The following is a 23,053-nucleotide window of genomic DNA, read 5'->3' on the forward strand; positions in this document are numbered from 1 at the left end:
AGTCGTGTGACTTTCTGCTTTTTGCAAGGTCTCAACCGTGCAGTGTATGTGTGCGAGATACTCTCGCGTATATGTCGATATTGGAGCGGGTGAAGAGAATCGAACTCTCGTCATCAGCTTGGAAGGCTGAGGTTTTACCATTAAACTACACCCGCATCAAAGAAAAAATATGGAGCGGGTGAAGGGAATCGAACCCTCGTCATCAGCTTGGAAGGCTGAGGTTTTACCATTAAACTACACCCGCGAAACGTATTAACTCTTAACGTTACTTTGATATAATAGCATATACGATGGAATTTGCAAACCCTTTTTTAAAAAAACTTTTTAGGTTGCAGAATCCTATTCACAACGCAGATAATAGAAAAAAGGGGAGAAATGAAATATGAGTGAGCGAAAATCATATTTACGACTGATGGGTGAAGGGTTTCGAATGTTGAAACAATCGAAACAAACGAACACGACGGTGTCTCTCCGAAGTTGGACGTTTTCGATCCATCATGAACAAGAATGGCAGGTTGTGTTACGAACGAATCGAATCAAGTGGGTCGGATTACCAAGTATGACGTTTGAGATTCATCCGGATATGATTCAAATAGGAGATCTTCGAGTCACCCGTCACGCACAATCGAACGAAGTACGTTTGACAATCGATGAAGAATGGGGATTGGAAAATAAGGTTGTTTGTGACAACCTAGAATGGGAAACGTTCGTCGATGCGCTCAAACAAGTGAAGGGGGAGTAAGCGTGAGTGGAGAGAGGTTGTATCGGATGGAAGCCGAGGCTCGAGGGAGTGCTTGGCGTGCCCGGGTTCTAACAGGAATTCAACGATTTCGATTTTATAAAGGGGAATTGCTTGCACCGACAAACCGACCGTATGTCGTGTTAAGCATCTCGCAAGATGAAGGAGCCCTGCCAGATTTAATTGAGACCGATATGGGTATCCTCTTGATCCATGAGCGGGTGGGACCTATCTTTATGAATGTCTGTCCGTATGACGTTCAGCTCGTTCGTGTCGAGCTTCATACGAGTACCGGGAAAACCGATCGTTACTGTGCGCTGAACGTCCTCCGCCGCTTTGAAATCGAATACCTTGAACATTCAAACGAATATCGTCCGCTGAGTGCGGATCGACTCTATTTCCTATCCAATCAAACTGTCCGCATGAACTTATTTGGACATATGATCGCCCAAGACGTAAATAGCCAACGTCTTTACGTGACCGAACGCTTGAAGTACGCGCTTCAAGCTAAAATGGTCACAGGGCTGGCATTCAAGCAAGTAAAGGAGAAAACAGCATGAAAGAGTACGAAATTGATGGGTGGTTCCGCCTGACGTATCCGGAACATTATGAATACAGCGAAGAGGAAGACTATGTGAGTTTTTACTCGACGGAAGCGGATGCGCAAGGGACGCTTCAAATCTCAATCTATGAATCAGAAGATTCGCAAGAACCAAAACAATCCGCTATGAGCGAATTGAATACGTTCTTAGGCGAATTTCCGATTGATGTAAAGATTGCTCCAAGTGTCACGACTGAAACGAGTGATATGACAACGGCCTACGCAAGTGGGATTGAAGATGGGATGCATTTAGATGTATGGTCCTTGACCGATGGGAAACGGCTCTTATTCTTAACTTACGTAGCCGATCAGGTGACCGATGAAAAGATGGAAATCGAGTCCATTATCGATTCGATTGAGTGGACATAAAAGGAGACACGACGCCAACGAGGCGCGTGTCTCCTTTTTTACTGATATTTTGGTACATCGAAGTTGAGTGTGTAAGCATCAAGTGATTGATAGATATTATAGATGCTTGTCGTTTGTTTTGCGGCCCATCCGATATCCGTTGCATATTGGTGCGTTCCTGGTGAAGAAGGATTGAAGCGCATCTTATACAGCGTATTTTGTTTATATGTCGGGTGATTGATATAGCTAGCCCCAATCCAGTAAGCTCCTCCGATAATCGCTTCTTTAGGAGAGAACCACTTTTGTTGGAAGGCGTATTTGGCGCCGTTTCCAAGAGGGTTGCTATCTGTTGCTTGAATACCGTACATATTATAGACGGTTGCGGCAACAGGACGTTCCGGATAAATCCGATTCCCACTCGAGTTAATTAATGCATTCCCATCTTTATCGACAGGAACTCCTTTTGCGAGAAGGGATGTACCATGTCCAGTTTCAAGGATGGCATGCGAGAGAAGATACACTTCGTTCACGCCATACATACTAGCCGCATCAACGAATGCCTGACCTTGTCCGCTGAGCGTTCCTTTTGATGTGAGGACCTTGTTCAATGTTGTCGCAGTTGTCCCAGCGCTCTTCGATAAATCTAAGAATTGATAGAATGATCGAGAGTTTGCATCAATCTGGCTAGGATCGACGTATGGAAGAAGATCATCAACTGATGCACGACGCCAAGTGTTATCAAAGACTCGGATATTGTGTCCGGCCGGTCGTTTATACGAAATCGTATAGTATGTGCCGGATTGACCTGTAATCGTAACGGTTTCGCCTGTATTAATTTGACCGTACGCATGAGATGTTAAAATTGGACGGCTCAAAATGTTGGCGGTTCCGACGACTGAACTTGGTGTCACGTAACCGGTCATCGTGCCGTATTTTACTTTATACCAAACGGTTGACCCGGAAGTATAACGGTCAACGTATTGAATTGACGCACCATATGGAATGGTGACGAGCGAGGACGAGCTTGAAGAGGCTGTCATCTTCAAAGCGGTTCCTAACCCTGAGACAACAGTCATCTCAGATTTCACAATCTTTCCTGTCGATCCGTTGACACTTACCCAAGCACGAGGTAGGTAGGCTTCATCGTATCGATGTGCATCCGTTTGGGCGAATTGAGCCACTTGACGGTCTGCCATCTGACGAACTGTCATCGGATAACTAGTATACGAAACTTTTTTCGTGATACCTGTCGCAGGTGGGGTCGTTGTGACAGGTACGACGTAATCGGTATGAATATAGTTGCCGCTATACGTACCACTTGTAAGAAGTGCCCAGTCTGAACCGACAATTGGTTTGATGTTGACAATCGTTCCCGTACTTAACGTTCCGACTTTATTTGCTGTTGTCACTTCAGGCGTCGAACGAACGTTGAGTGGCTCGTTCCCATCTACATAGATACGAACTTGACGTTCTTCTTCGTATTGTTCGTCTGACGGTACTGTTTTCGAGAAGTAATCTGCCGTCGCATAACCTGTAATCGGACCGTATTCGATTTTAAAGAATCGTTCCGTGAGACCAGGTTCCGACACTTGTTGAACTTTCGTGCCGAATGGAATGACCGCAACCTTCACTTTTTCAGCATCCGAGCGGTTGTATAAAACGACATCACGCGTTGTATAATAATCTGTTTTCACCACGACCTCTGGATCTTTTAATGAAAAGTGACTAGAACCTGCATATCCTGTTTTTCCGTCATAGCGAATCTTGAACCAAGAACTAGAAAGACCGCTTTGTGAAAGCTGTTCTACTTTTGCACCAAATGGAATCGTGGCAATCTTCGTCGCTCCGGCTGCAGACGAACTATACATCGCTACATTTCGAATCGCAAAGTATGGTGTGATCGTCACTTCTTCAGGTGCCTTCGTTGAAAAATGACGAGCGGCAGCGAAGCCGGTGACTCCATCATATTCAATTTTGAACCAAGAGTCCGATAAGTTGGCATCCGATACTTGGACGACTTTTGTTCCTTCTTGAATCGTGCGTAGACGAGCTGCTCCGGAAGCGGATGACTCATATAACACGAGGTCTCGAACCGCATAATAGGTTGTTTTGACGACGGCTTCAGGTTTTGATGTCGAGAAGTTACGCGCGGCCGCATAGCCGACCGTGTCCCCGTATTGGACTTTATACCAAGATGAACTCAATCCGTTCACGTATACACGCTTTACTTCTGCCCCAAGTGGAATTGTTGCAATTTTTGATGCACCAGTTCCTGAACTATTGTAGAGCGCGACATTCTTCACCGCGTAATATGTCGTGACTGCTTCTGGAGCAAGCGAAGTCGCGGTAAAGTTACGTGCTGGTGCATAACCGACAAGTGAACCGTATTCGAGTTTATACCATGAACCCGTCGCGCCTAATGAATCGAGGTAAGTGACTTTCGCACCTTCTGGAATCGTTGCGATTTTAGACGCACCTGAACCGGTCGAATCGTACAAGACGGCAGTTGTCGAAGCGTAAAACGAAGGACTTGTTTCGCTGAAGTATCGTGCTGCCACATATCCTGTATATGTACCAAATTGTACTTTATACCAAGATCCTGTCGCCCCGTGAGTAGATAGATGCGTCACGAGTGATCCTTTTGGGATGACTGTTTCGATTGAAGCGGACGTTGACATGGAAGAACGAAGATTGACGTTCATTTCAGCTACATATAATGAAGCGGATGTAGTAGAGGCTGTTGTCATAGATGAACCGATTGTCAAATACGTAGAAGAAACGTATCGTTTTTGACCTTCGAAGTTGATTTGTGCCCATTCATCGTTGACGGTGTATACATCTACCGTTGTTCCTTCCGTTAATTTGCCGACGATTGAAGACGATGTCGACGAATCAGACCGTACATTTAAAATGGGTGTGTTGACTGTTCCTTCGGATGTTGCTGCATATGATTGGAGTGGTGCGAGAGTGCTCAGTATCGTTCCTGAGACAATCGTGGCTACTCCTAATCTTGAGAGTGTCGATTTCAATATGTTACCCCTTTCGGATGAGAGAGCATGATTAAATTGATTGCGGTCTAAGTATAACGTACTTAAAAAATGGAAAGAAGAAGTAGAATTACAAAAAAGGTAAATGCTTAAAATAATTTTTCTAAAATCAGGTAAATGAAAAATCCCCTTATAAAAGGGGATTAAGTAAATTAATGGATTCTGTTTTGCTTCATCCAAGCAAGAATATCTGACCATACTTGTTCGCGGTGTGCTTCACGAAGGATTTCATGTCGAGCATTGTCGTAAGTGACGACTGCGAGCTCGACATCCGCATTACGATATTTCTTAATGATTCCGTTCAACCCTTCTCCGTCATGCGTGACAGGATCGTCCATTCCGGCAACGAACAGAACTGGAAGAGACTTCGGATGTTCATGAATCCGTGCAGACGTGGTGACATCTAATGAAGCGCGTGTCACTTCATGTAAAAAACCGAGGGAAGGCAAACCGCCACAATTTGGGTCGGCGAGATAGGAGTCGACTTCGTCTGGAACACTTGAAAGCCAGTCGCTATCCGTTCGAGCAGGTAAAAACTTAAGATTATAACGTCCGAATAACAGTCGTTCAAAAAAACGAGATTGGTGTGTTTCGTGTGTTCGTTTCATCGCGGTAGCAATTAAGCGATGCCCGAGTTCGCCTGCAACTCCTGGATGAGGAGGCGGGGCGACGACGACGATTCCGGATAAGGCGTGCCCCATGACTTGACCGAGCTTTCGAACGAGAAGAGAACCGAAACTATGACCTATTAGATATGTCGGACGATCATCCTCATATTGACGGATGAGGAACTGTGCATCCTCAACAAGTTGTTGGAATCCCGTTCCTGGCGTGAGATGCCCATATGTGCGTTGGTCATGAGCGCTTGTACCCGCACCACGCAAGTCACACACAAACACATCATAGCCATTATCTGCCATAAACTGTGCAAACTCAATATATCTTTCATGATGTTCGAGCATCCCGTGAAACATGAATATTTTTCCAATCGATTGCTCTGCCTGAACGTGCATCACTTCTGTTTGATACCCGTCAGGATACGTCAACTCCGATACGATCATGTGTCATCCCCCTATTAGAAAAGGCCGATTGCTTTTCCGGATTCGTCAATTCCCATATTGAGAGCTGCTGGATGTTTCGGTAACCCAGGCATCGTCAACACGTTGCCTGTTAAGGCGACGAGGAATCCTGCTCCCACTGAAGGTTTTAATTCGCGAACAGTGATGGTGAATCCTTGTTGATAACCGAATTTTGAAGGGTCGTCTGAGAGGGAGAACGGTGTCTTCGCCATACAAATGGGAAGGTCCGACCAGCCGTTCGCCTGAACATCTTGCATTTGCTTTTGTGCTTTGGCGGTAAACACGACGTCTGCAGCACCATATACTTCTCTCGCAATGGTTTTAATCTTTTGTTCGATCGAATCGTTCAACTCATACAGAGGCGTAAGTTTGCTTTCGTTCGACTCGACGGCGTCAATGACCGCTTCGGCTAACTGTCGACCACCAAGTCCGCCGTTTGCCCATACTTCGCTGAGCGAAGCACGAATACCGTGTGCCGCACACCAATCAAGAACGGTTGCAAGTTCCTCTTCTGTATCTGAATTGAAACGGTTCAATGCGACGACCGTAGGTAGTCCGAGTTTTTTCATCGTATCGATATGTTTGGCGAGTAATTTCAATCCTTCTCCGACTGCACCGACATTCTCGATGTGAAGCTGATCTTTTGAAACGCCACCGTGCATTTTTAAAGCGCGAACGGTTGCGACGAGTACGACCGCATCCGGATTCAAATCACCGACTCGAGATTTGATATGACAGAACTTTTCTGCCCCGAGATCGGCACCGAACCCAGCTTCCGTCACCACATACTCCCCAAGCTTTAATGCAGTCTTCGTTGCAATCAATGAATTGCATCCGTGCGCGATGTTTGCGAACGGTCCGCCGTGAACGAGTGCAGGCGTTTGTTCGAGCGTTTGGACGAGGTTCGGTTTAAAGGCTTCCTTCAACAGTAACGTCGCCGCCCCGGCCGCCCCGATTTGTTCTGCCGTGATTGGTTCTTTTTGATGGTCATAGGCGACTACGATTCGCTTGATGCGTTCTTCGAGGTCGTCCAATGAATCGGCCAGACAGAGAATCGCCATGATTTCCGAAGCGACGGTAATATCAAATCCGTCCTCACGAGGGACTCCGTGAGCAGGACCACCGAGACCGACCGTGACATGACGAAGTGCGCGGTCGTTTAAGTCAAGGACACGCTTCCAGACGATATGTCGGACATCGATCCCAAGGTCGTTTCCTTGATGCAAGTGATTGTCAATCATGGCACTGATCGTATTATGGGCCGATGTGATCGCATGCATATCACCTGTGAAGTGGAGGTTGATGTCTTCCATCGGGAGAACTTGACTGAAGCCACCACCAGCAGCGCCACCTTTTAGACCCATCGTCGGACCGAGTGAAGGTTCGCGCAGACAGACGATTGCTTGTTTATCCAACTGGTTCAACGCTTGTCCGAGACCAACTGTCACCGTCGATTTTCCTTCACCAGCTGGTGTCGGATTGATCGCTGTGACGAGAACGAGTTTTCCGTCTTTCTGCGTTTTCACACGTTCGAGGACATCGTAAGAAAGTTTAGCTTTATATTTCCCGTAAAGATCTAGATCATCTTCATGTAATCCGATTTTTGCTGCGATGTCTTTAATCGGCAAGGTTTTGGCTTGTTGGGCAATCGTAAGGTCAGATAATGGTTTCGTCGTTGTCATTCAAAAAGTCCCTCCGTTTATCGAACGATATCTTTCTATTCTCTTAAAATCATTCGGAAATTTCGGATTAAAATATGAATCAAGGCAAATCATATTTAATCCGTTCGTATTATCATTGATTTTATCATAACTCATCACGCCTTCAAATTCATTCATTCCGTTCAATATTTTCCACCCTTTCCGTCAAATGTATCCGTTTTCATTAAGGGTTTGACACGATACAGTGATAGTGGAGGCGATACACATGACTGAGACTACTAAACGGACGAAACGCAGAGGGAATTGGAAGAAACCTGCGAGCTTTATAGCATTTGTTGGACCTGCTTTTCTGGCATTTGTCGCAATCGTACTCATCCCATTTTTTAATGGCATTTACTATAGTTTCACTGATTGGAACGGCGTGACCGGAGAACTGAACTTTGTCGGATTGGATAACTATCATCGCTTGTTCTTTGAAGATGAGCAGTTCCGCGCTTCTTTTTGGATTACGACGAAATATACGCTTGTGTCTGTCCTATTGACGAATATCGTCGGTTTCTCATTGGCGCTATTATTGACGATGAACATTAAGACGCGAAACTTCCTACGCACAATTTTCTTCATGCCGAACTTGATCGGTGGCTTAATTCTTGGGTTCATCTGGCAGTTCATTTATGTAAAAGGATTTGCCTCGATCGGTGCGTTGACGGGGTGGAGCCTGTTCGAATTACCATGGCTCGGAGATGCGCAAACGGCATTTTGGGGAATCGTGATTGTCGCCATCTGGCAAGGTGGCGGGTATGTCATGGTCATCTACATCGCGGCGCTACAAAACGTGCCGACTGATTTGATGGAGGCGGCACGAATTGATGGGGCGAATCGTCTTAAGATGCTCCGCCATATCACGCTACCGATGATTATGCCATCGATTACCATCTGTTTGTTCCTGACCATCTCTTGGTCATTCAAAGTGTTTGATACGAACTTGTCGCTCACGAATGGTGGACCGTTCAAATCGACCGAGATGTTAGCCTTAAATATCTATACGGAGTCTTTTGTGAATAATAATTATGGTCTCGGGTCAGCGAAGGCGGTCATCTTCTTCTTGGTCGTGGCTGCGATTACGGTGACGCAAGTGTACGTGACGAAAAAACGGGAGGTGGAAGCATGACGACGGAAAAATTGGAACATGTCGAGAGAAACGTAGAGAAGACACCGAAGCGTATCCCGCAGCGTCCACTTCGCCCGGGAACGTATTCTTGGAACCTTGGAATTATTGAGCTCGTTGCCATCTTGCTCGGACTACTCTATTTGGTCCCGTTCTATTACGTTGTCGCCAACTCGTTCAAATCGATGGCTGAAATCTTTACGAATACGTCCGCCTTACCGAACGAGTGGTTGACCTCAAACTATACAGAAGCATGGGAAGCGATGAATTATGGACGTGTCTTTTTGAACTCCCTTCTCATCACGGTCGGAGCGAATGCGGTCATTGTCATCTTCACCTCGATGGCGGCATGGAAACTCGTTCGGACGAAACATTGGGTTTCCACAATGATCTTTTTCTTGTTCGTGGCAGCGATGGTCATTCCGTTCCAGTCCATCATGATTCCGCTCGTGAAAGTTTCGAGTATCCTCGGTCTGTTGAATAGTCATTGGGGCCTGATCGTCATGTATCTAGGTTTTGGGTCTGGTATCTCAGTATTCCTTTATCACGGATTCATGAAGTCGATTCCTGAGGAGATTGAAGAAGCCGCCATCATCGACGGTTGCTCGACATGGGGTGTCTTCTGGCGCATCGTCTTTCCACTTCTCAAGCCGATCACGGTGACAATCGTCATCTTGAACAGTCTATGGATTTGGAATGACTTCTTATTACCATCGCTTGTTCTTCGTGATGTCGAGTTACGGACCATCCCGCTCGCGACATTCTATTTCTTTGGACAGTACACGAAACAATGGGATTTGGCATTAGCAGGTTTAGTGTTAGGAATCGTTCCCCTTCTGGTCTTTTTCTTCGGCATGCAAAAGCATATCATCAAAGGGATCACAAGCGGTTCGATTAAATAACCCTCCCAAGGGAATCCTCCGTTCGCTACACGGAGGATTATTTTTTTTGAAAAAAATCGTTGACATTAATCTGAATATTTATAATAATGAACTCAATTCAATTGTGAACGACGTCGAAAGGACGAGTACACGAAGGTAGTGAGCCAAGCGATCCGGGGGTGGTGTGAGCCCGGTCTTAACCCTTCGTCGAAAAACTTCCTGGAGTCGCTACCCGAACGCTTTGCCAGTAGACGTAGCCGGACCGCTCCCCGTTATCGGAGTTACGAGATGATTGTCTCGAAAAAGTGAGTAGATTCGTCTACTAATTTGGGTGGCACCGCGGAACCGAAGTCTTCCGTCCCATGTTCGATGGGAATGGAGGGCTTTTTTTCATGGCTTCATTTTCAAATATTCCACAATTGGAGGAAACGGAAAATGACAACAGCAACAAGCACGATGAAAGAAAGACAGCAGACGATTGCAGCAGTAAAGGCACTCTTTGAGGAGAAAGTCTCACGTGAACTCGGACTGATTCAAGTACAAGCACCGCTATTCGTCGAATCGGCGAGTGGGATCAACGATCACTTGAACGGTGTGGAGCGTATCATTCAGTTTGATACGATGTATCCGGGACATGAACTTGAAATCGTTCAGTCACTCGCGAAATGGAAACGTGAAGCGCTCGGTCGTTACGGATTCGGTGTCGGTGAAGGATTGTACACTCAGATGCGTGCCATTCGACGCGACGAAGAACTCGACGCGACACATTCTTTATTCGTCGATCAGTGGGACTGGGAACGAGTGATTGCTCGAGAAGAACGGACGATGGAATATTTGAAAGCAACGGTGGAGTCGATTTACGCTGCGCTCCGTGAAACAGAAGCGGAAGTAGAGAAAGCGTACGGTGTTGAAGCGATTCTTCCGGAAATGATTCATTTCATCACGAGTCAGGAGTTGGAGGATACGTATCCGACGATGACGCCGAAAGAACGTGAAACGGCTATCTGTAAAGAGTACGGTGCGGTCTTCATCTCACAAATCGGAGATCTTCTCGCTTCAGGTATGAAACACGATGGACGAGCGGCAGACTATGATGATTGGTCGCTTAACGGAGACATTCTCGTGTGGCACCCTGAGCTCGAGTCAGCATTTGAACTGTCATCGATGGGCATTCGTGTCGACGAAGTGGCACTTGATGCGCAACTGAAGAAAGCAGACGCGGAAGAGAAGCGCGCGTACCCATTCCATCAAGGAGTGCTCGAAGGAACGCTTCCTCTTACAATCGGGGGCGGAATCGGACAATCGCGTGTCGCAATGTATCTCTTGCGCGCGCGTCATATCGGAGAAGTGCAAACATCGGTTTGGCCGCAAGAAGTCATTCAATCGTGTAAAGAAGCTGGCATCAGCTTGTTGTAATATAATAAGAAGAAACACGGAACAGGACTCGAAAAAAGAGTCCTGTTTTTCTGTGCAACATTTTCCACCCTATCCGTCAATTTTGACACCTACATTGTGGAAGCGTTTTCATTTAAAGTTGAGTTTGTAAAGATGGATAAGGTTAAGGGAGGAAATGAGATGAAACGGAAGTGGAAATTGTCTACAGCGGTCATGACGGCTGGAATGGTCTTATCACTCGCGGCTTGCGGCGGCGGATCACTCACGGACGAAGGTTCTTCTGAAGGAAATGCAGATAGCGGCGACAAAAAAGACGTCACGTTAAACGTCTTCCAATTCAAAGCGGAGATTGCGAAAGACCTTGAAGCGATGGCAAAAGAGTATGAAGAGGAAACGGGTGTGAAAGTCACGGTTCAAACCGTCGGTGGTGGAGCAGACTACGGTGCGGCCCTCAAATCACAATTCGCCTCAGGAAATGAACCGGATATCTTCAACAACGGTGGATTCACGGAAGCACAAACATGGAAAGATAAACTCGAGGACCTCTCAAGCGAGAAGTGGGTCGGAGATTTGACAGAAGTCGCCAAAGAGCCGATGACGATGGACGGTAAACTGTACGGAATGCCAATGAACCTCGAAGGTTACGGATTTATCTATAATAAAGAACTATTTGAAAAAGCAGGGATCAAAGAGTTACCGAAAACACTCTCTGAACTGACAGATGCTGCTGAAAAACTTGAGCAAGCGGGAATCACACCGTTCTCTGTCGGTTATGCAGAGTTCTGGATTTTAGGAATCCACTTGTTGAACATTCCGATGGCGCAACAAGACGACCCGGATGCATTTATTCAAGCGCTCAATGAGAATAAAGCGAAGTTTGAAGACAATGAACAGTTCCAAGAGTTTTTGAAATTGTTTGATTTGACGATTAAATACGGAAACAAAAACCCGTTGACGACGGACTACAATACACAAGTCACACAGTTCGCCCAAGGAGAGACAGCAATGCTCCAACAAGGGAACTGGGCACAACAAATGATCCTCGACGTAAATCCAGATATGGAGATGGGATTCGTCCCAATCCCAATCAATGACGATGCGGAGAAGATGGACCGACTTCCGGTCGGTGTCCCGAACAACTGGGTCGTCAACAAAAATTCGAAGTATAAAGAAGAAGCGAAAGACTTCTTAGAGTGGATGGCGACGTCGGATACAGGGAAAGACTACATGGTCAACAAGTTCAAGTTCATCCCTGCCTTCAAGTCGATTGAAGCCAACGACCTTGGACCACTCGCAGACGATATCTTGGCGTATTCGAATGAAGGGAAGACCATCTCTTGGAACTGGTTTAAGTATCCGGATGGAGCAGTGAATGAATATGGTGCCCTTATGCAGGCATATGTCGGTGGACAAAAAACAGGTGAAGAGATGCTTCAGGACTTCACGAAAGTATGGCAAGACAAAGTGAAATAAGCATGGCACAGACGGTGAAACGACCCCTTCACCGTCTGTGTTTTTTTTATGAAGAAATTGTCACAGGAATCCCATATAAACCACACACATACCGGTGGGGGTTTCAGTAGAATGGATGTTGTAAGCGCTTATGAGAAGGAGGGGGCATGAAACGAATATTGAGTTGTATCCTATTTTTGTGTTGGACAACACAGGTAGAGGCGGAAGAACACTCGATTCCGTTGACTGAACCCATCGTCATTGAGTCGAATGAGCATGTGGATGGAGACGGAAAAACATATACGAGTTGTGGCCATCCCGCATTTATCATGCGTGGAACCGGTGCTGTTCTCGAACGTGTATCAGTACAACAATGTGAGAACGACGATGTACCAGCCATCCAAGTATCTGGTCTCGGACATCAACTGCTTGATGTGTCGATCGAGTCCGCTGGTACTGGACTATTGATTGAGGATAGTTATGGAGTTCGAGTCACACGAATGTCCATTGACGGGAATGGACAGGCGGATGGGATGGTGCTCCTTGATAGTGAGGCGACCGAACTGCGTGGAGTTGTAGTGAAGAGAGTGAGAGACGGGATATACATAGAGAATGGATCTCGGCACACAATCGTTCGACCGGTCGTTTCGCATTCACGCTACGGCATTCACTTGATGTTTCCGACTGACGTGGTGATTTCGGTGCCCGAACTCCATCATAATTTGACCGGTGCGATGATTATGGGAACGAATCGAGTCGTCTTAAAAAATGGGAATGTACACGACCAGTTCGGTGGAACGGCGACGGGGCTGATGCTCTATGAGGCAATCGATACGACCATCGAGATGACGAACGTATCTGGAAATCATATCGGCTTGTTCGCGGAGCAGTCAGTAGGAACGATTCTTGAACGGAATACGATTAACGGCAACGATATCGGCTTTCAATTCAAGCAAGCAACGGGGATGATGATTCTTCAAAATAACCTGTTAGGAAATCGTGAACCGGTGACGATGGTCGAGTCGCATGACAACGTTGTACAAGGAAATGTCTGGGGTGGGACGACGTTGGACCTAGATCGTGACGGGTATAGCGAAATCCCATTTCAAACCGAACCGTACTTGTTCTTATTAACTGATTCATATGAAGCGCTAGAATTATTATACGGGTCCCCGGGACTTCTCCTATTAGAAAACATTCTGAGAAGTCCGAACGATGTATCGTTGACGGACCTTTCACCGCAAACCTATACAGCAAGGTGGGAGTGGAGCGGTTCGATTTGGAATTTAGGGAGTATCATTTTACTTATTATCATTTGGATATTTGGGAGGAAACGACATGAAATCGTATAAACAAGTAGCAGGATTATTATCCATCGCAGGATTATCATTGGCACTCGGAGCATGTTCGAGTGCATCGGCAGAACCGTTTGAAATCAAATGGGGCGAAACAGAGTGTGAAGTGTGTAAAATGAAAGTCATGGATAAGCAGTTCGCAGCGGAAGCCATCATGGAAAATGAAAAAGGATATGCGTTTGATGACATCGGTTGTCTCATGCGTGATTGGTATCCTGAACAAAAAGAAGAAGATATTGCTGCGATGTACGTGAAAGATTTCAATACGAAAGATTGGGTCGAATTAGACGAAGCGATGTTCGTGTACGACAAAGAGTCGAAAACACCAATGGCGTACAATATTCTCTCGTTCGCGAAAGAGGCTGATGCTGAAGCCTATATCGAAGAGAATGGTGGAGATATGATGGACTTCGAACAATTGAAAGACCATTCGTGGGAGCGCGGCGAGATGCACATGAAGATGGATGGCGAAGGCTCAATGGATCAAATGGATCAAGATAGCGAAATGGACATGGATACAGAAGAAGAAGGGCAATAATCGATGTCACTGTGGCGAATGGAATGGGCGCGGAGTCTGAGACAGCGTGAGAACTATGTATTCTTAGTTATATGGATTCTCACGCTCGTTCTACTCGGAGGACTCGGACAAGCACTACCGGTTGCTGCGGACTATACAAACGTAAGTGCGACGCTCATCACGGTGCTCGGTCTGTTACTTCCTCTTTTCATCTTATTGACGACAGCGCTTCATTGGGGACAGGAACAGGAATCGAAGCGATTGAATCTCCTCTCAACATTTACCTATCCTAAATGGAAGTTGATTTTAGTCCGATTCAGTTCATTTCTCGTGACACAAGGACTTATTCTGCTGTTGGCTTTCCTCGTTGCTTCGCTCGTTGTCGGACAATCAGGTGAGACTTGGATGATTTTGTTTTCCTACGCCATTGGATTAACAATCTACGCGACAGCGCTCGGAACTTTGCTTGGACTAATCGCGCGCAAGCGGATTCGAGCGATGTTACTGGCCTTCCTCACATGGACGATCCTCGTGTTGCTTTGGCCAACGCTTCTCGTGACCATCGTTTCCTGGCTCCCTTACGGTATGCAAGTGAACGGCATGATTGTGGCGCTGTTTCTGAATGGATTTGACTTGATGCGTGTATGGGCCAGTACGATTGTATCCTCTTCAGATGTGTTTGGGGATGTCTATCTCCATCTGTTGAATTGGATGCATCGACCGATTGGATACGCTGGAGTCTGGTTGAGCTTGCTTACGGCAAGTGGTTTCTTGTTATCACTTGCCTCGACGGTGATGTACGGAGGGAATCGTCATGATTAACTGTTTGGATGTAGGGAAAAAATACGGTGATTCGTGGTCACTCCATCCCATTCGTGAAGATATCGTCTCGGGGAAAATCGTGGCGTTGTGTGGAAGCAATGGTGCCGGAAAATCGACGCTGTTGAATCTGATGAATGGTACCATCAAACCGAGTACCGGCAACATTCAATTGAATGGTTATACGATCAAACAACGCGCGAAATATAATGAGAGTTTTGGCTATATGCCGGATGATTTCTATTTTGATGAGGCATGGACAGTTGAGGAGACATTCATCTACTACGCTACCTTGCAAGGGGCACATCCGACTCTGGAGATTTTAAAACGAGTCGGTCTGTACGAGCATAAACGAAAGCGCGTCTCCGAACTCTCAAAAGGGATGCGGCAACGTCTCTTGTTGTCTCAAGCTCTTGTAAGCGAACCAGACATCTTGTTGTTGGATGAACCGACGAACGGACTCGATCCGCTATGGATGCAAATGCTCAGCGAACTATTGCGACAAGAGGCCAAACGGGGGGCGACCATCGTGTTTTCAACGCATCAACTTGACGTCGCCGCCATGTTGGCAGATGAGGTCTGGATGATGCGAGCGGGTGCTGTTTGTGGGAAGGTATATGTCCAAGAAGAACAAGCCGCATATGAACGACTAAGAGAATTCTTTTTCGAATCGAAAGATGACACTTGTCAAATGGACGCGGCTCGCACAAAATAATAGACAGTTGAAGTGGTGCTCGGAACCTTCCGACGCCACTATTTTTTTGGGGAGATGGAATGAATGAGAAAAAATGTGACGGTTGCCCTATTACTGGCAACCTTTTTAGCAGCGATTGAAGGGACGGTCGTATCGGTTGCGACACCGGTCATTGCCAGTGAGTTGAACGGAGCGACGCTCGTCAGCTGGGTATTTGCCGCTTTCTTACTTTTTACAGCGGTTTCGACACCGATTTATGGAAAAGTGGCAGACTTATTCGGGCGAAAGCGCGTCCTGTTGTTTGGAATCGGGTTGTTCACCGTGTCTTCATTGTTATGTGGGTTAGCGACATCGATGGAACAACTCATTGTCTTTCGGGCGCTGCAAGGTCTCGGGGCCGGAGCCGTGCTTCCGATTTCGATGACGATTATTGGAGATTTATATAAATACGAAGAGCGTGGGAAAATTCAAGGAATTCTAAGTGCGGTCTGGGGTGTATCGGGTGTGCTTGGCCCCGTCATCGGTGGATTTTTGGTCGAAACGTTGTCTTGGCGTTACGTATTCTTATTAAACGTGCCATTTGCGTTACTCTCGTTCATCATGATTATCGTCTTTTATAAAGAAACCGTCGCTGAAACGAGCGAGCGGATTGATTTGAAAGGTGCTCTCTTGTTCGCTGGAGGAACGACCGCGTTTTTATACGCCTTGATCACGTTCAGTGAAACGAATGAATGGACGACGACCATCGTCGGGAGTGGCGTAATTAGTCTTGTTTTGTTAGGGGGATTCTTCCTATCGGAAAGAAGAGCAACCTCTCCTTTATTGCCGTTTGATTTGCTCAAGCAACCAACGATTGCGGCCATCAACGGCTCTGTCTTTTTTGCAGCTTGGGTGCTCGTTTCAATGTCAGCTTACATCCCAATTTGGGCGCAAGCAGTATTAGGAAAAACAGCAACCGAGGCTGGATTCATGTTGATGCCGTTGTCTGTTGCATGGACATTCACATCGATTATCGGAGGACGGACGCTCGGTGTGGCATCCCCGAGACGTCGCGCGTTGGTTGGTATGGGGTTACTCGTCATCGGAACCCTCACGTTGACACTCTTATCTCAATCAAGCTCGGATTTCTGGGTATATGGTGCGGTGGCTTTGATTGGGGTAGGATTCGGATTGTCACAGCCGATGTTTATCGTCGTCTTACAAACCGTCGTTTCCTATCAGCAACGAGGAACGGCGACTGCGACCAACTCCTTCTTAAGTACGGTCGGTCAAACGCTCGGTGTAGCAGTCTTTGGAGCCGTCTTTAACTTTGTCGTACTCAATGATTTTAAAGAAAGCAGCTCCTTATCCCAAGTGTCTTTGGAAGACTTCTTCAATCAAAGTGTGACGGAGACGTTAAGCGCGTCTGTCCGTCTGCAAGGTGAACAAATCATCGCGACCGGGTTGAATGGGATCTTCATCGGGGCGATGATTGCGGCCGTGATTGCATTCATCATCGCAACTCGTTTGCCGGCCCGCCCACCGGAACCTTCACAGCGTTCGTAAAACAAGGGTATGATGAAGGAAAGGGAGGCGAACCGACATGAAACGTCAAATTGGGATTGTGACACTATTGTTTCTTATGGGATGTACGCCAGAACCGACGAACGAAGGTACGGAGCCACCACCTGCTGAAGAATCGACTCGTGATGAGTCGGCAACATCTGAAGAATCGAATACCACTAAAGAGACGGAACTGAACATCGGGGAAGTGACCGCCGTCGCTGAGAATCTAGAGATCCCGTGGTCACTCGCTCGAAGTGCGGATAAATGGTTCGTATCGGAACGTGGTGGGACCATCACGGTAATCGATGATTCCGGTAGCGCGACGCAATCTGACGTGAACTTGGACGAAGACGTATTTGAGATTGGTGAAGGAGGATTCCTCGGCATCGCGCTGAGCGACGATTTTGAATCGAGTGGCATCCTTTACGCATATCATACGTACGGTTCATCGGGAAGAGACGTCAAGAACCGGGTGGTAGAGTTGACGTGGGATGGAGAACGTTTCGAGGAAACTGGTGTCTTGATTGACGAGATACCAGGGGCACGTTTCCATAACGGTGGACGTCTATTAGTCGATGGAGCGTATCTTTGGGTGACGACGGGCGATGCGCTCGTGCCAGAACTTGCTCAAAACGAGTCATCTTTGGCGGGGAAGATTTTACGAATTCCATTATCGGGTGAAGGCGAACCGACCGACTGGATTTATTCACTTGGTCATCGAAACCCTCAAGGACTCAGCCGGATGGATGATACGCTTTATGCGAGTGAGCATGGGGCGAGTGGACATGACGAGGTCAACGTGATAGAAGAAGGAAACAATTATGGATGGCCACTCATTGAGGCAAACGAGGAACGAGACGGTCTCATCACGCCATGGTTTGAAGTTGGTGAGACGTCTTGGGCACCATCTGGAATTGCGACCGATGAACGGTACGTATACATGGCGACACTTCGGAATGAGCGGCTCGTGGCCATCGATCGTGAAACGAAGCAAGTCACGACAATTGTCGAAGGGGTAGGACGGATTCGTGATGTGTGGTTGAACGACGATACGTTGTATTTTATTTCGAACAATACGGACGGACGAGGCAATCCGCAATCGCAAGACGACAAACTCTATCAAGTGACCATCCGCTAGAAACTGACGAATCCGTCAGTTTCTATTTTTTTTCGTTGTTTCTTCTGGAAGGAACGGTATAATTAAACATGTATTTTGGAAAAAGAAGGGGAATTTAGATGAATCATTCAAACTTGGTACATAAACGAGAAAATTTATACTTCTCATTATTAGTCGCAGCAAGCGTACTCGTCTTGATTTTAGGAATCGTACTGACGATTGCATCGTTCGGTCTTTTCTTGTGGATCATCGGGACGATCATAGCACTCTCAATGTTTACGCACTGGATTCAAATCGGGTATATTCGGACGAACGGTGTCAAGGTGACGCCTCGTCAGTTCACAGAGCTTCATGAGCTGGTTCAACGCGTCGGGGCTGAGATGGGGATTCGTTTGTTGCCAGATGTGTATATCTTACAGGCCGGTGGTGTGTTAAATGCTTTCGCCACGCGATTCTTCCAAAAGAATATGGTCATCTTATATTCTGATGTCGTGGAATTGACACGTACTGGACAGGCGAAAGAAGTCGAGTTTGTCATCGCACATGAATTGGCACATATTCGTCGGAACCACGTTCAAAAACAATGGGTTGTCTTACTTGGTAGCATCATTCCGTTTTTAGGATCAGCTTATTCGCGTGCATGTGAGTATACGTGTGACCGGATGGCAGCGCATTATCTTCAAGATTTTGGAGCGTCGAAACAAGCGTTGACCGTACTTGCGATCGGGGGACCGCTCGCGAAAGAAGTGAATGAGTTTGACTATCTGTATGAAGCGAGCAGAGAGAACGGATTCATCGCGAAATATAGTGAACTGTTGTCGACGCATCCGACGTTACCGAAACGCATTGCAGCGATTGCGACACATGCGGGCGAAGAAAACGTACCGGTCTTTAAAACAGCGGGATATGTGAAAGCCTCTATCATTTCGATGATTCTATTGACTGTCATCGGTAACGGAGCAATCATCGCCTTGCTCGTCATGAACGATGATTTATCTGACTTTGTCGCATCGGCAATGAGCGAAGATCTCGAAGAGGATTGGGGAATGGAATTAGGTGAACCGATTCAAGAATTGACGTTCATGAATGCGAGTTATGAAGAAATTGAAGCGGAACTGGCAAACGTGACGGATGTGAACATTCAAGACGAATATGGAGAAACACCACTCCATAACTTGTTCTATAATGACGACATCGATCCTGAGACGGTCCTCCTCTTACTTGATCACGGTGCAGACGTGACCATCGAGAACGAAGAGGGGATGACACCGATTGATGTGGCACGAGAAATGGGACACGGACCACAACTCATTGATTTAATGGAATCCTATTAATAGTCGCTGAATCCTTGTTTCGAAAGAAATGAGGATTCTTTTTTATGATTCTTGCAAACGTTTGCATAACGCGTGATATACTCATGGGGTAGGGGGGATGTCGGTGAATAGCATTCGGACAAAGTTAACAGGAATGATTGCATTAACCATCATCGTGCCAGTCATTATCGCGACAATCATTTCATTTTGGTATGTGGAGGATCGAGAACGTGAACGCGGTCTTGAAATGACGGAATGGTCGCTTGAACGGGGGACGCGTCAGATGGAACGCTATATCTCTGACTTGAGTCGCTTGCCGACTAGCCTATACGCAGATCGTGACGTATTGGACATACTGGAATACGGACCGGGACTGTCGTTAAGAGAAACGGAGATTGAAGTGCGACGAGCGCTCCTCGCAATGTATTTGTCCCGGGAAGACGTGGCGCAAATTCAGCTGTTGATGCTTGAAGACATGGATTCATTCGCAGCGTATAAAATGAAAGTATCACCGCGTTCCAAAAAAGAACCGAGCGCTGTCCAACGACAGTTGTTGAATAATCCGAAAAGTCGTGTCTTGCTTGAAGCGTCACATCCGCTCATTCCGTATCATGATTTCGGACCAATCATGACACAAGAAGATGTCGTCACCCTCCATTTCAGACTCGATAAAATTGAAACGGACGAACCGCTCGCGATTCTGTCGCTCGATATCCCGGAAGATCTGTTCATCGGACAGTTGGCTTCTCTTCAAAATAGTCCGGAGGAAAGTCTATGGTTCGTTGGTGAGGACAATCGTGTGTTCGCCCATCTTGGAGATGGCGAGATTCCTTCGTCGTTTCAACCGAGATCGCTCTCGACCGATGGAAATCATCATCAAATCACGAAAACATTTGAGTTCGACCATCAGCAATTCTATGTCGGGAAGTCGATTCCAGATCAGCTCTTGACGGAACCGGCTTCACGAACATCGTTCATTATTTTGTTAGTCGGAATCATCTCACTCATTCTGGCATTGATTGGCGCCACGTACGCCTCGATGAAACTGACGACTCCGATTAAGACGTTGACCTCGAACATTTGGCGAATTGAGCAAGGCGATATGACGGTCTCGTTCGATTCCCTCGGAAATGATGAGTTCGGCGTACTCGGGAGACAGTTCAAGCGGATGATTGAGCGAATCGACGATCTGATTCAACGGGAGTATAAGCTTGCCTTAGAGAACCGAACGAATGAACTACGTGCCTTACAGGCGCAAACTAATCCGCACTTCTTATTCAATGCGTTACAGTCGATCGGCACACTGGCTTTAAAGGGAGATGGCAAAACCGTCTATCGATTGATCACACAACTCTCTTCGATGATGCGATATACGATGCATCCAGAAGAGTCGATGGTCACGCTAAAGAGAGAAATCGAGCATTTGAACTCATACATTCGCCTGCAAGACGTTCGTTTTCCAAATCAGTTTCAAGTGAGCGTCTCAGTCCCTGAGGACCTCCATGAACTGATTGTTCCAAAGATGATTTTACAGCCGCTCGCAGAGAACTTTTTCAAACATGGGTTCGAGCGAGACGGCTCGGCTTTAGCGAATCGATTTGACGTGATGGTCTGGATGGAAGGGGCGACACTCGTGATTCGCTGTGAGAACAGCGGACGTTCCTTGACGACGGAAGAATGGGAACGGGTCATGTCACGTATTGAACAAGGGGACTCGACATTTTATGACACAGAGGGTACAGGATTACGAAACATTCGTGATCGACTCATGTTAAACTATAATCGGGAGGCAGAATTTATGTTGGCTACACCTGAAACAGGCGGTTTTCGAATCATGATGCGTTTCCCGGCAACGGATGAAGGGGTGGCATCATGACGAAAGTGTTGATTGTAGATGATGAATCTCCAGTAAGGGAAGCGGTGAAATTACTCGGCGAATGGGAGCGGTTCGGTGTGAAGGCCGTACTCGAGGCGAAGAACGGACTTGAGGCAAAGGCGCTCATCGAGCAGGAGCGACCTGCTTTAATTCTATCGGATATTCAAATGCCACATTGTGATGGAATCGAGCTGATGGAGTGGGTACACGACCACGCTTCATCCTCTAAGCTCGTTGTGTTGACAGGTTACGATGAATATTCGTACATGCGCCGGGCCATCCAGTACGGGAGCTTTGATTATCTGTTGAAGCCGATCGACCCGGATGTACTAAACGATACGTTGTCACGGGCGTTAGCGGGCGTGATGACGGAGTCGAGTGAAGATCCGATTGCCCAAATTGGTACGTACATTGAACAGCACTTTGCGGAAGAGCTGAGTTTGCAAGGAATGAGTGAACGGTTTTACTTAAGTCGGGAGTATATCTCACGACGATTTAAACAACAATATGGCGTGAATCTATCTGAGTACGTGTTGACAATTCGGATGAATGAAGCAAAGCGCCTGTTAGAAACGAGTAGACAGCGTATCTATGAAGTCGCCCAAGCAGTCGGCTTTTCGGACGACAAATATTTCCGAAAGGTCTTTAAAAAACAAGTCGGTGTTACTCCGAACGAATTTCGGGAACAAGTTCAACGACAAGCTTAAAGGAGGAATTCAAACATGAGTGTACACATTGGAGCTCAAGAAGGACAAATTGCAGAAACGGTATTACTTCCAGGGGATCCGCTTCGCGCCAAGTATATCGCGGAAACGTTTTTAGAAGACGTCGAATTATATAACGAAGTTCGTGGCATGTACGGCTTCACGGGAACATACAAAGGAAAACGCATCTCAGTGCAAGGTACAGGGATGGGTGTCCCATCGATGTCGATTTACGTGAATGAACTCATCATGTCGTACGGTGCTAAAAACTTGATCCGTGTCGGAACAGCGGGCGGAATTCAAGAAGATGTTAAGGTACGTGACGTTGTTATCGCGATGAGCGCATCAAGTGAAATGGGACAAAACCGTGTCCGTTTCAACGGAATGGACTATGCGCCAACAGCGACGTTCGACCTCCTACATCGTGCGTATATGAATGCAGAAAAAGCGGGTATCCCGGTCAAAGTCGGACAAATCTTCACGGCTGACCAATTCTATCAAGATGATTTCCATCACTTCAAGAAATGGGCGGACTTCGGTTGCCTCGCGATCGAGATGGAAGCAGCAGGTCTTTACACGCTTGCAGCGAAACATAAAGTGAACGCGTTGACGATCCTCACGATCTCTGACCACTTGTTGACGGGTGAAGAGACGACTTCAGAAGAGCGTCAGTCGACGTTTGATGAAATGATTCGTGTCGCTCTCGACACAGCCGTCGAAGTAACAAACTAAGCGATTTTCC

The 23,053-nt window shown here is 46.8% G+C and carries 20 protein-coding genes, 2 tRNA genes and 1 other annotated feature; of the genes, 17 read left to right on the forward strand and 5 right to left on the reverse strand.

From position 1 onward, the window contains the following. Positions 1–81 precede the first annotated feature (81 nt). Together KNO79_RS12890 and KNO79_RS12895 are read right to left on the reverse strand one after the other, a co-directional pair. Positions 82–155 (reverse strand) — tRNA-Gly (locus tag KNO79_RS12890). A gap of 15 nt (positions 156–170) precedes the next feature. Further along, positions 171–244: transfer RNA gene (locus tag KNO79_RS12895), tRNA-Gly, on the reverse strand. Between the two features lie 138 nt (positions 245–382). Here KNO79_RS12895 and KNO79_RS12900 point away from each other — a divergent pair. Genes KNO79_RS12900 through KNO79_RS12910 form a run of 3 tightly spaced genes read left to right on the forward strand, consistent with a single transcriptional unit; the run spans position 383 to position 1,709 of the window. Beyond that, the gene (locus KNO79_RS12900; RefSeq protein ID WP_031421018.1) at positions 383–742 is read left to right on the forward strand and encodes a hypothetical protein; all 360 of its coding nucleotides are present in this window, start codon (positions 383–385) and stop codon (positions 740–742) included. Between the two features lie 2 nt (positions 743–744). After that, a complete protein-coding gene (locus KNO79_RS12905; protein WP_148209495.1) occupies positions 745–1,299 on the forward strand; it encodes a hypothetical protein in 555 nt (184 codons plus the stop codon). Continuing rightward, positions 1,296–1,709 carry a DUF3805 domain-containing protein gene (locus KNO79_RS12910; RefSeq protein WP_074037765.1) on the forward strand — a complete coding sequence of 138 codons (414 nt, stop codon included), beginning with the start codon at positions 1,296–1,298 and terminating at the stop codon, positions 1,707–1,709. The genes KNO79_RS12905 and KNO79_RS12910 overlap by 4 nt, the downstream gene beginning before the upstream one ends. A 38-nt stretch (positions 1,710–1,747) precedes the next feature. Here KNO79_RS12910 and KNO79_RS12915 read toward each other — a convergent pair whose 3' ends face one another. From KNO79_RS12915 to KNO79_RS12925, 3 genes are all read right to left on the reverse strand, one after another. Beyond that, on the reverse strand, positions 1,748–4,717 hold the full coding sequence (locus tag KNO79_RS12915) for an SH3 domain-containing protein (protein ID WP_214691471.1): 2,970 nt from the start codon (positions 4,715–4,717) through the stop codon (positions 1,748–1,750). A 170-nt stretch (positions 4,718–4,887) separates the two neighbouring features. Beyond that, positions 4,888–5,796: an alpha/beta fold hydrolase gene (locus KNO79_RS12920; protein WP_214691472.1), complete on the reverse strand. Its 909-nt coding sequence runs from the start codon at positions 5,794–5,796 to the stop codon at positions 4,888–4,890. Between the two features lie 14 nt (positions 5,797–5,810). Next, on the reverse strand, positions 5,811–7,496 hold the full coding sequence (locus KNO79_RS12925) for a formate--tetrahydrofolate ligase (protein ID WP_214691473.1): 1,686 nt from the start codon (positions 7,494–7,496) through the stop codon (positions 5,811–5,813). Between the two features lie 244 nt (positions 7,497–7,740). Between KNO79_RS12925 and KNO79_RS12930 the strand changes: the two genes are divergently transcribed. From KNO79_RS12930 to deoD, 14 genes are all read left to right on the forward strand, one after another. Beyond that, positions 7,741–8,646 carry a carbohydrate ABC transporter permease gene (locus tag KNO79_RS12930; RefSeq protein WP_196431582.1) on the forward strand — a complete coding sequence of 302 codons (906 nt, stop codon included), beginning with the start codon at positions 7,741–7,743 and terminating at the stop codon, positions 8,644–8,646. Next, entirely contained in the window at positions 8,643–9,545 is a 903-nt protein-coding gene (locus tag KNO79_RS12935; RefSeq protein WP_078146321.1) for a carbohydrate ABC transporter permease, read from the forward strand. Before KNO79_RS12930 ends, KNO79_RS12935 begins: the two co-directional genes overlap by 4 nt. 104 nt (positions 9,546–9,649) lie before the next feature. After that, positions 9,650–9,890 (forward strand) — a binding site (T-box leader). Positions 9,891–9,959: 69 nt separating this feature from the next. Next, a complete protein-coding gene (asnA, locus tag KNO79_RS12940; RefSeq protein WP_214691474.1) occupies positions 9,960–10,940 on the forward strand; it encodes an aspartate--ammonia ligase in 981 nt (326 codons plus the stop codon). A 159-nt stretch (positions 10,941–11,099) separates the two neighbouring features. Then, the gene (locus KNO79_RS12945; RefSeq protein WP_196431581.1) at positions 11,100–12,392 is read left to right on the forward strand and encodes an ABC transporter substrate-binding protein; all 1,293 of its coding nucleotides are present in this window, start codon (positions 11,100–11,102) and stop codon (positions 12,390–12,392) included. 146 nt (positions 12,393–12,538) lie between these two features. After that, complete coding sequence (locus KNO79_RS12950; protein ID WP_214691475.1) at positions 12,539–13,723, forward strand: right-handed parallel beta-helix repeat-containing protein; 1,185 nt, start codon at positions 12,539–12,541, stop codon at positions 13,721–13,723. Continuing rightward, a complete protein-coding gene (locus KNO79_RS12955; RefSeq protein WP_214691476.1) occupies positions 13,710–14,264 on the forward strand; it encodes a nitrous oxide reductase accessory protein NosL in 555 nt (184 codons plus the stop codon). The genes KNO79_RS12950 and KNO79_RS12955 overlap by 14 nt, the downstream gene beginning before the upstream one ends. 3 nt (positions 14,265–14,267) lie before the next feature. Beyond that, positions 14,268–15,065, forward strand: coding sequence for an ABC-2 transporter permease (locus KNO79_RS12960; protein ID WP_159563549.1), 798 nt, complete (start codon positions 14,268–14,270; stop codon positions 15,063–15,065). Next, positions 15,058–15,777: an ABC transporter ATP-binding protein gene (locus KNO79_RS12965; protein WP_214691477.1), complete on the forward strand. Its 720-nt coding sequence runs from the start codon at positions 15,058–15,060 to the stop codon at positions 15,775–15,777. Before KNO79_RS12960 ends, KNO79_RS12965 begins: the two co-directional genes overlap by 8 nt. A gap of 63 nt (positions 15,778–15,840) precedes the next feature. Beyond that, the gene (locus KNO79_RS12970; protein ID WP_214691478.1) at positions 15,841–17,301 is read left to right on the forward strand and encodes an MDR family MFS transporter; all 1,461 of its coding nucleotides are present in this window, start codon (positions 15,841–15,843) and stop codon (positions 17,299–17,301) included. A gap of 37 nt (positions 17,302–17,338) precedes the next feature. Further along, positions 17,339–18,439 (forward strand): PQQ-dependent sugar dehydrogenase, encoded by a 1,101-nt coding sequence (locus tag KNO79_RS12975; protein WP_214691479.1) that lies wholly within the window; start codon positions 17,339–17,341, stop codon positions 18,437–18,439. A gap of 98 nt (positions 18,440–18,537) precedes the next feature. Continuing rightward, complete coding sequence (locus tag KNO79_RS12980) at positions 18,538–19,752, forward strand: M48 family metallopeptidase (protein ID WP_214691480.1); 1,215 nt, start codon at positions 18,538–18,540, stop codon at positions 19,750–19,752. A gap of 97 nt (positions 19,753–19,849) precedes the next feature. After that, a complete protein-coding gene (locus tag KNO79_RS12985; RefSeq protein WP_074037752.1) occupies positions 19,850–21,607 on the forward strand; it encodes a sensor histidine kinase in 1,758 nt (585 codons plus the stop codon). After that, entirely contained in the window at positions 21,604–22,314 is a 711-nt protein-coding gene (locus tag KNO79_RS12990) for a response regulator transcription factor (RefSeq protein ID WP_074037751.1), read from the forward strand. The genes KNO79_RS12985 and KNO79_RS12990 overlap by 4 nt, the downstream gene beginning before the upstream one ends. 15 nt (positions 22,315–22,329) lie before the next feature. Then, positions 22,330–23,043, forward strand: a complete 714-nt coding sequence (gene deoD, locus KNO79_RS12995; protein ID WP_015880817.1) for a purine-nucleoside phosphorylase — start codon at positions 22,330–22,332, stop codon at positions 23,041–23,043. Positions 23,044–23,053 lie beyond the last annotated feature (10 nt).

The organism is Exiguobacterium sp. s43 (genome assembly GCF_018617255.1).
Taxonomy (GTDB): domain Bacteria; phylum Bacillota; class Bacilli; order Exiguobacteriales; family Exiguobacteriaceae; genus Exiguobacterium; species Exiguobacterium profundum.

Bases quoted from the DNA above. Each gene is read 5' to 3' on its own strand.
- KNO79_RS12945 (WP_196431581.1), top strand. From the start codon at position 11,100: ATGAAACGGAAGTGGAAATTGTCTACAGCGGTCATGACGGCTGGAATG.
- KNO79_RS12960 (WP_159563549.1), top strand. From the start codon at position 14,268: ATGTCACTGTGGCGAATGGAATGGGCGCGGAGTCTGAGACAGCGTGAG.
- KNO79_RS12990 (WP_074037751.1), top strand. From the start codon at position 21,604: ATGACGAAAGTGTTGATTGTAGATGATGAATCTCCAGTAAGGGAAGCG.
- KNO79_RS12935 (WP_078146321.1), top strand. From the start codon at position 8,643: ATGACGACGGAAAAATTGGAACATGTCGAGAGAAACGTAGAGAAGACA.
- KNO79_RS12910 (WP_074037765.1), top strand. From the start codon at position 1,296: ATGAAAGAGTACGAAATTGATGGGTGGTTCCGCCTGACGTATCCGGAA.
- KNO79_RS12900 (WP_031421018.1), top strand. From the start codon at position 383: ATGAGTGAGCGAAAATCATATTTACGACTGATGGGTGAAGGGTTTCGA.
- KNO79_RS12965 (WP_214691477.1), top strand. From the start codon at position 15,058: ATGATTAACTGTTTGGATGTAGGGAAAAAATACGGTGATTCGTGGTCA.
- KNO79_RS12975 (WP_214691479.1), top strand. From the start codon at position 17,339: ATGAAACGTCAAATTGGGATTGTGACACTATTGTTTCTTATGGGATGT.
- deoD (WP_015880817.1), top strand. From the start codon at position 22,330: ATGAGTGTACACATTGGAGCTCAAGAAGGACAAATTGCAGAAACGGTA.
- KNO79_RS12920 (WP_214691472.1), bottom strand. From the start codon at position 5,796: ATGATCGTATCGGAGTTGACGTATCCTGACGGGTATCAAACAGAAGTG.
- KNO79_RS12925 (WP_214691473.1), bottom strand. From the start codon at position 7,496: ATGACAACGACGAAACCATTATCTGACCTTACGATTGCCCAACAAGCC.
- KNO79_RS12970 (WP_214691478.1), top strand. From the start codon at position 15,841: ATGAGAAAAAATGTGACGGTTGCCCTATTACTGGCAACCTTTTTAGCA.
- KNO79_RS12930 (WP_196431582.1), top strand. From the start codon at position 7,741: ATGACTGAGACTACTAAACGGACGAAACGCAGAGGGAATTGGAAGAAA.
- KNO79_RS12950 (WP_214691475.1), top strand. From the start codon at position 12,539: ATGAAACGAATATTGAGTTGTATCCTATTTTTGTGTTGGACAACACAG.
- KNO79_RS12985 (WP_074037752.1), top strand. From the start codon at position 19,850: ATGTCGGTGAATAGCATTCGGACAAAGTTAACAGGAATGATTGCATTA.
- KNO79_RS12980 (WP_214691480.1), top strand. From the start codon at position 18,538: ATGAATCATTCAAACTTGGTACATAAACGAGAAAATTTATACTTCTCA.
- asnA (WP_214691474.1), top strand. From the start codon at position 9,960: ATGACAACAGCAACAAGCACGATGAAAGAAAGACAGCAGACGATTGCA.
- KNO79_RS12955 (WP_214691476.1), top strand. From the start codon at position 13,710: ATGAAATCGTATAAACAAGTAGCAGGATTATTATCCATCGCAGGATTA.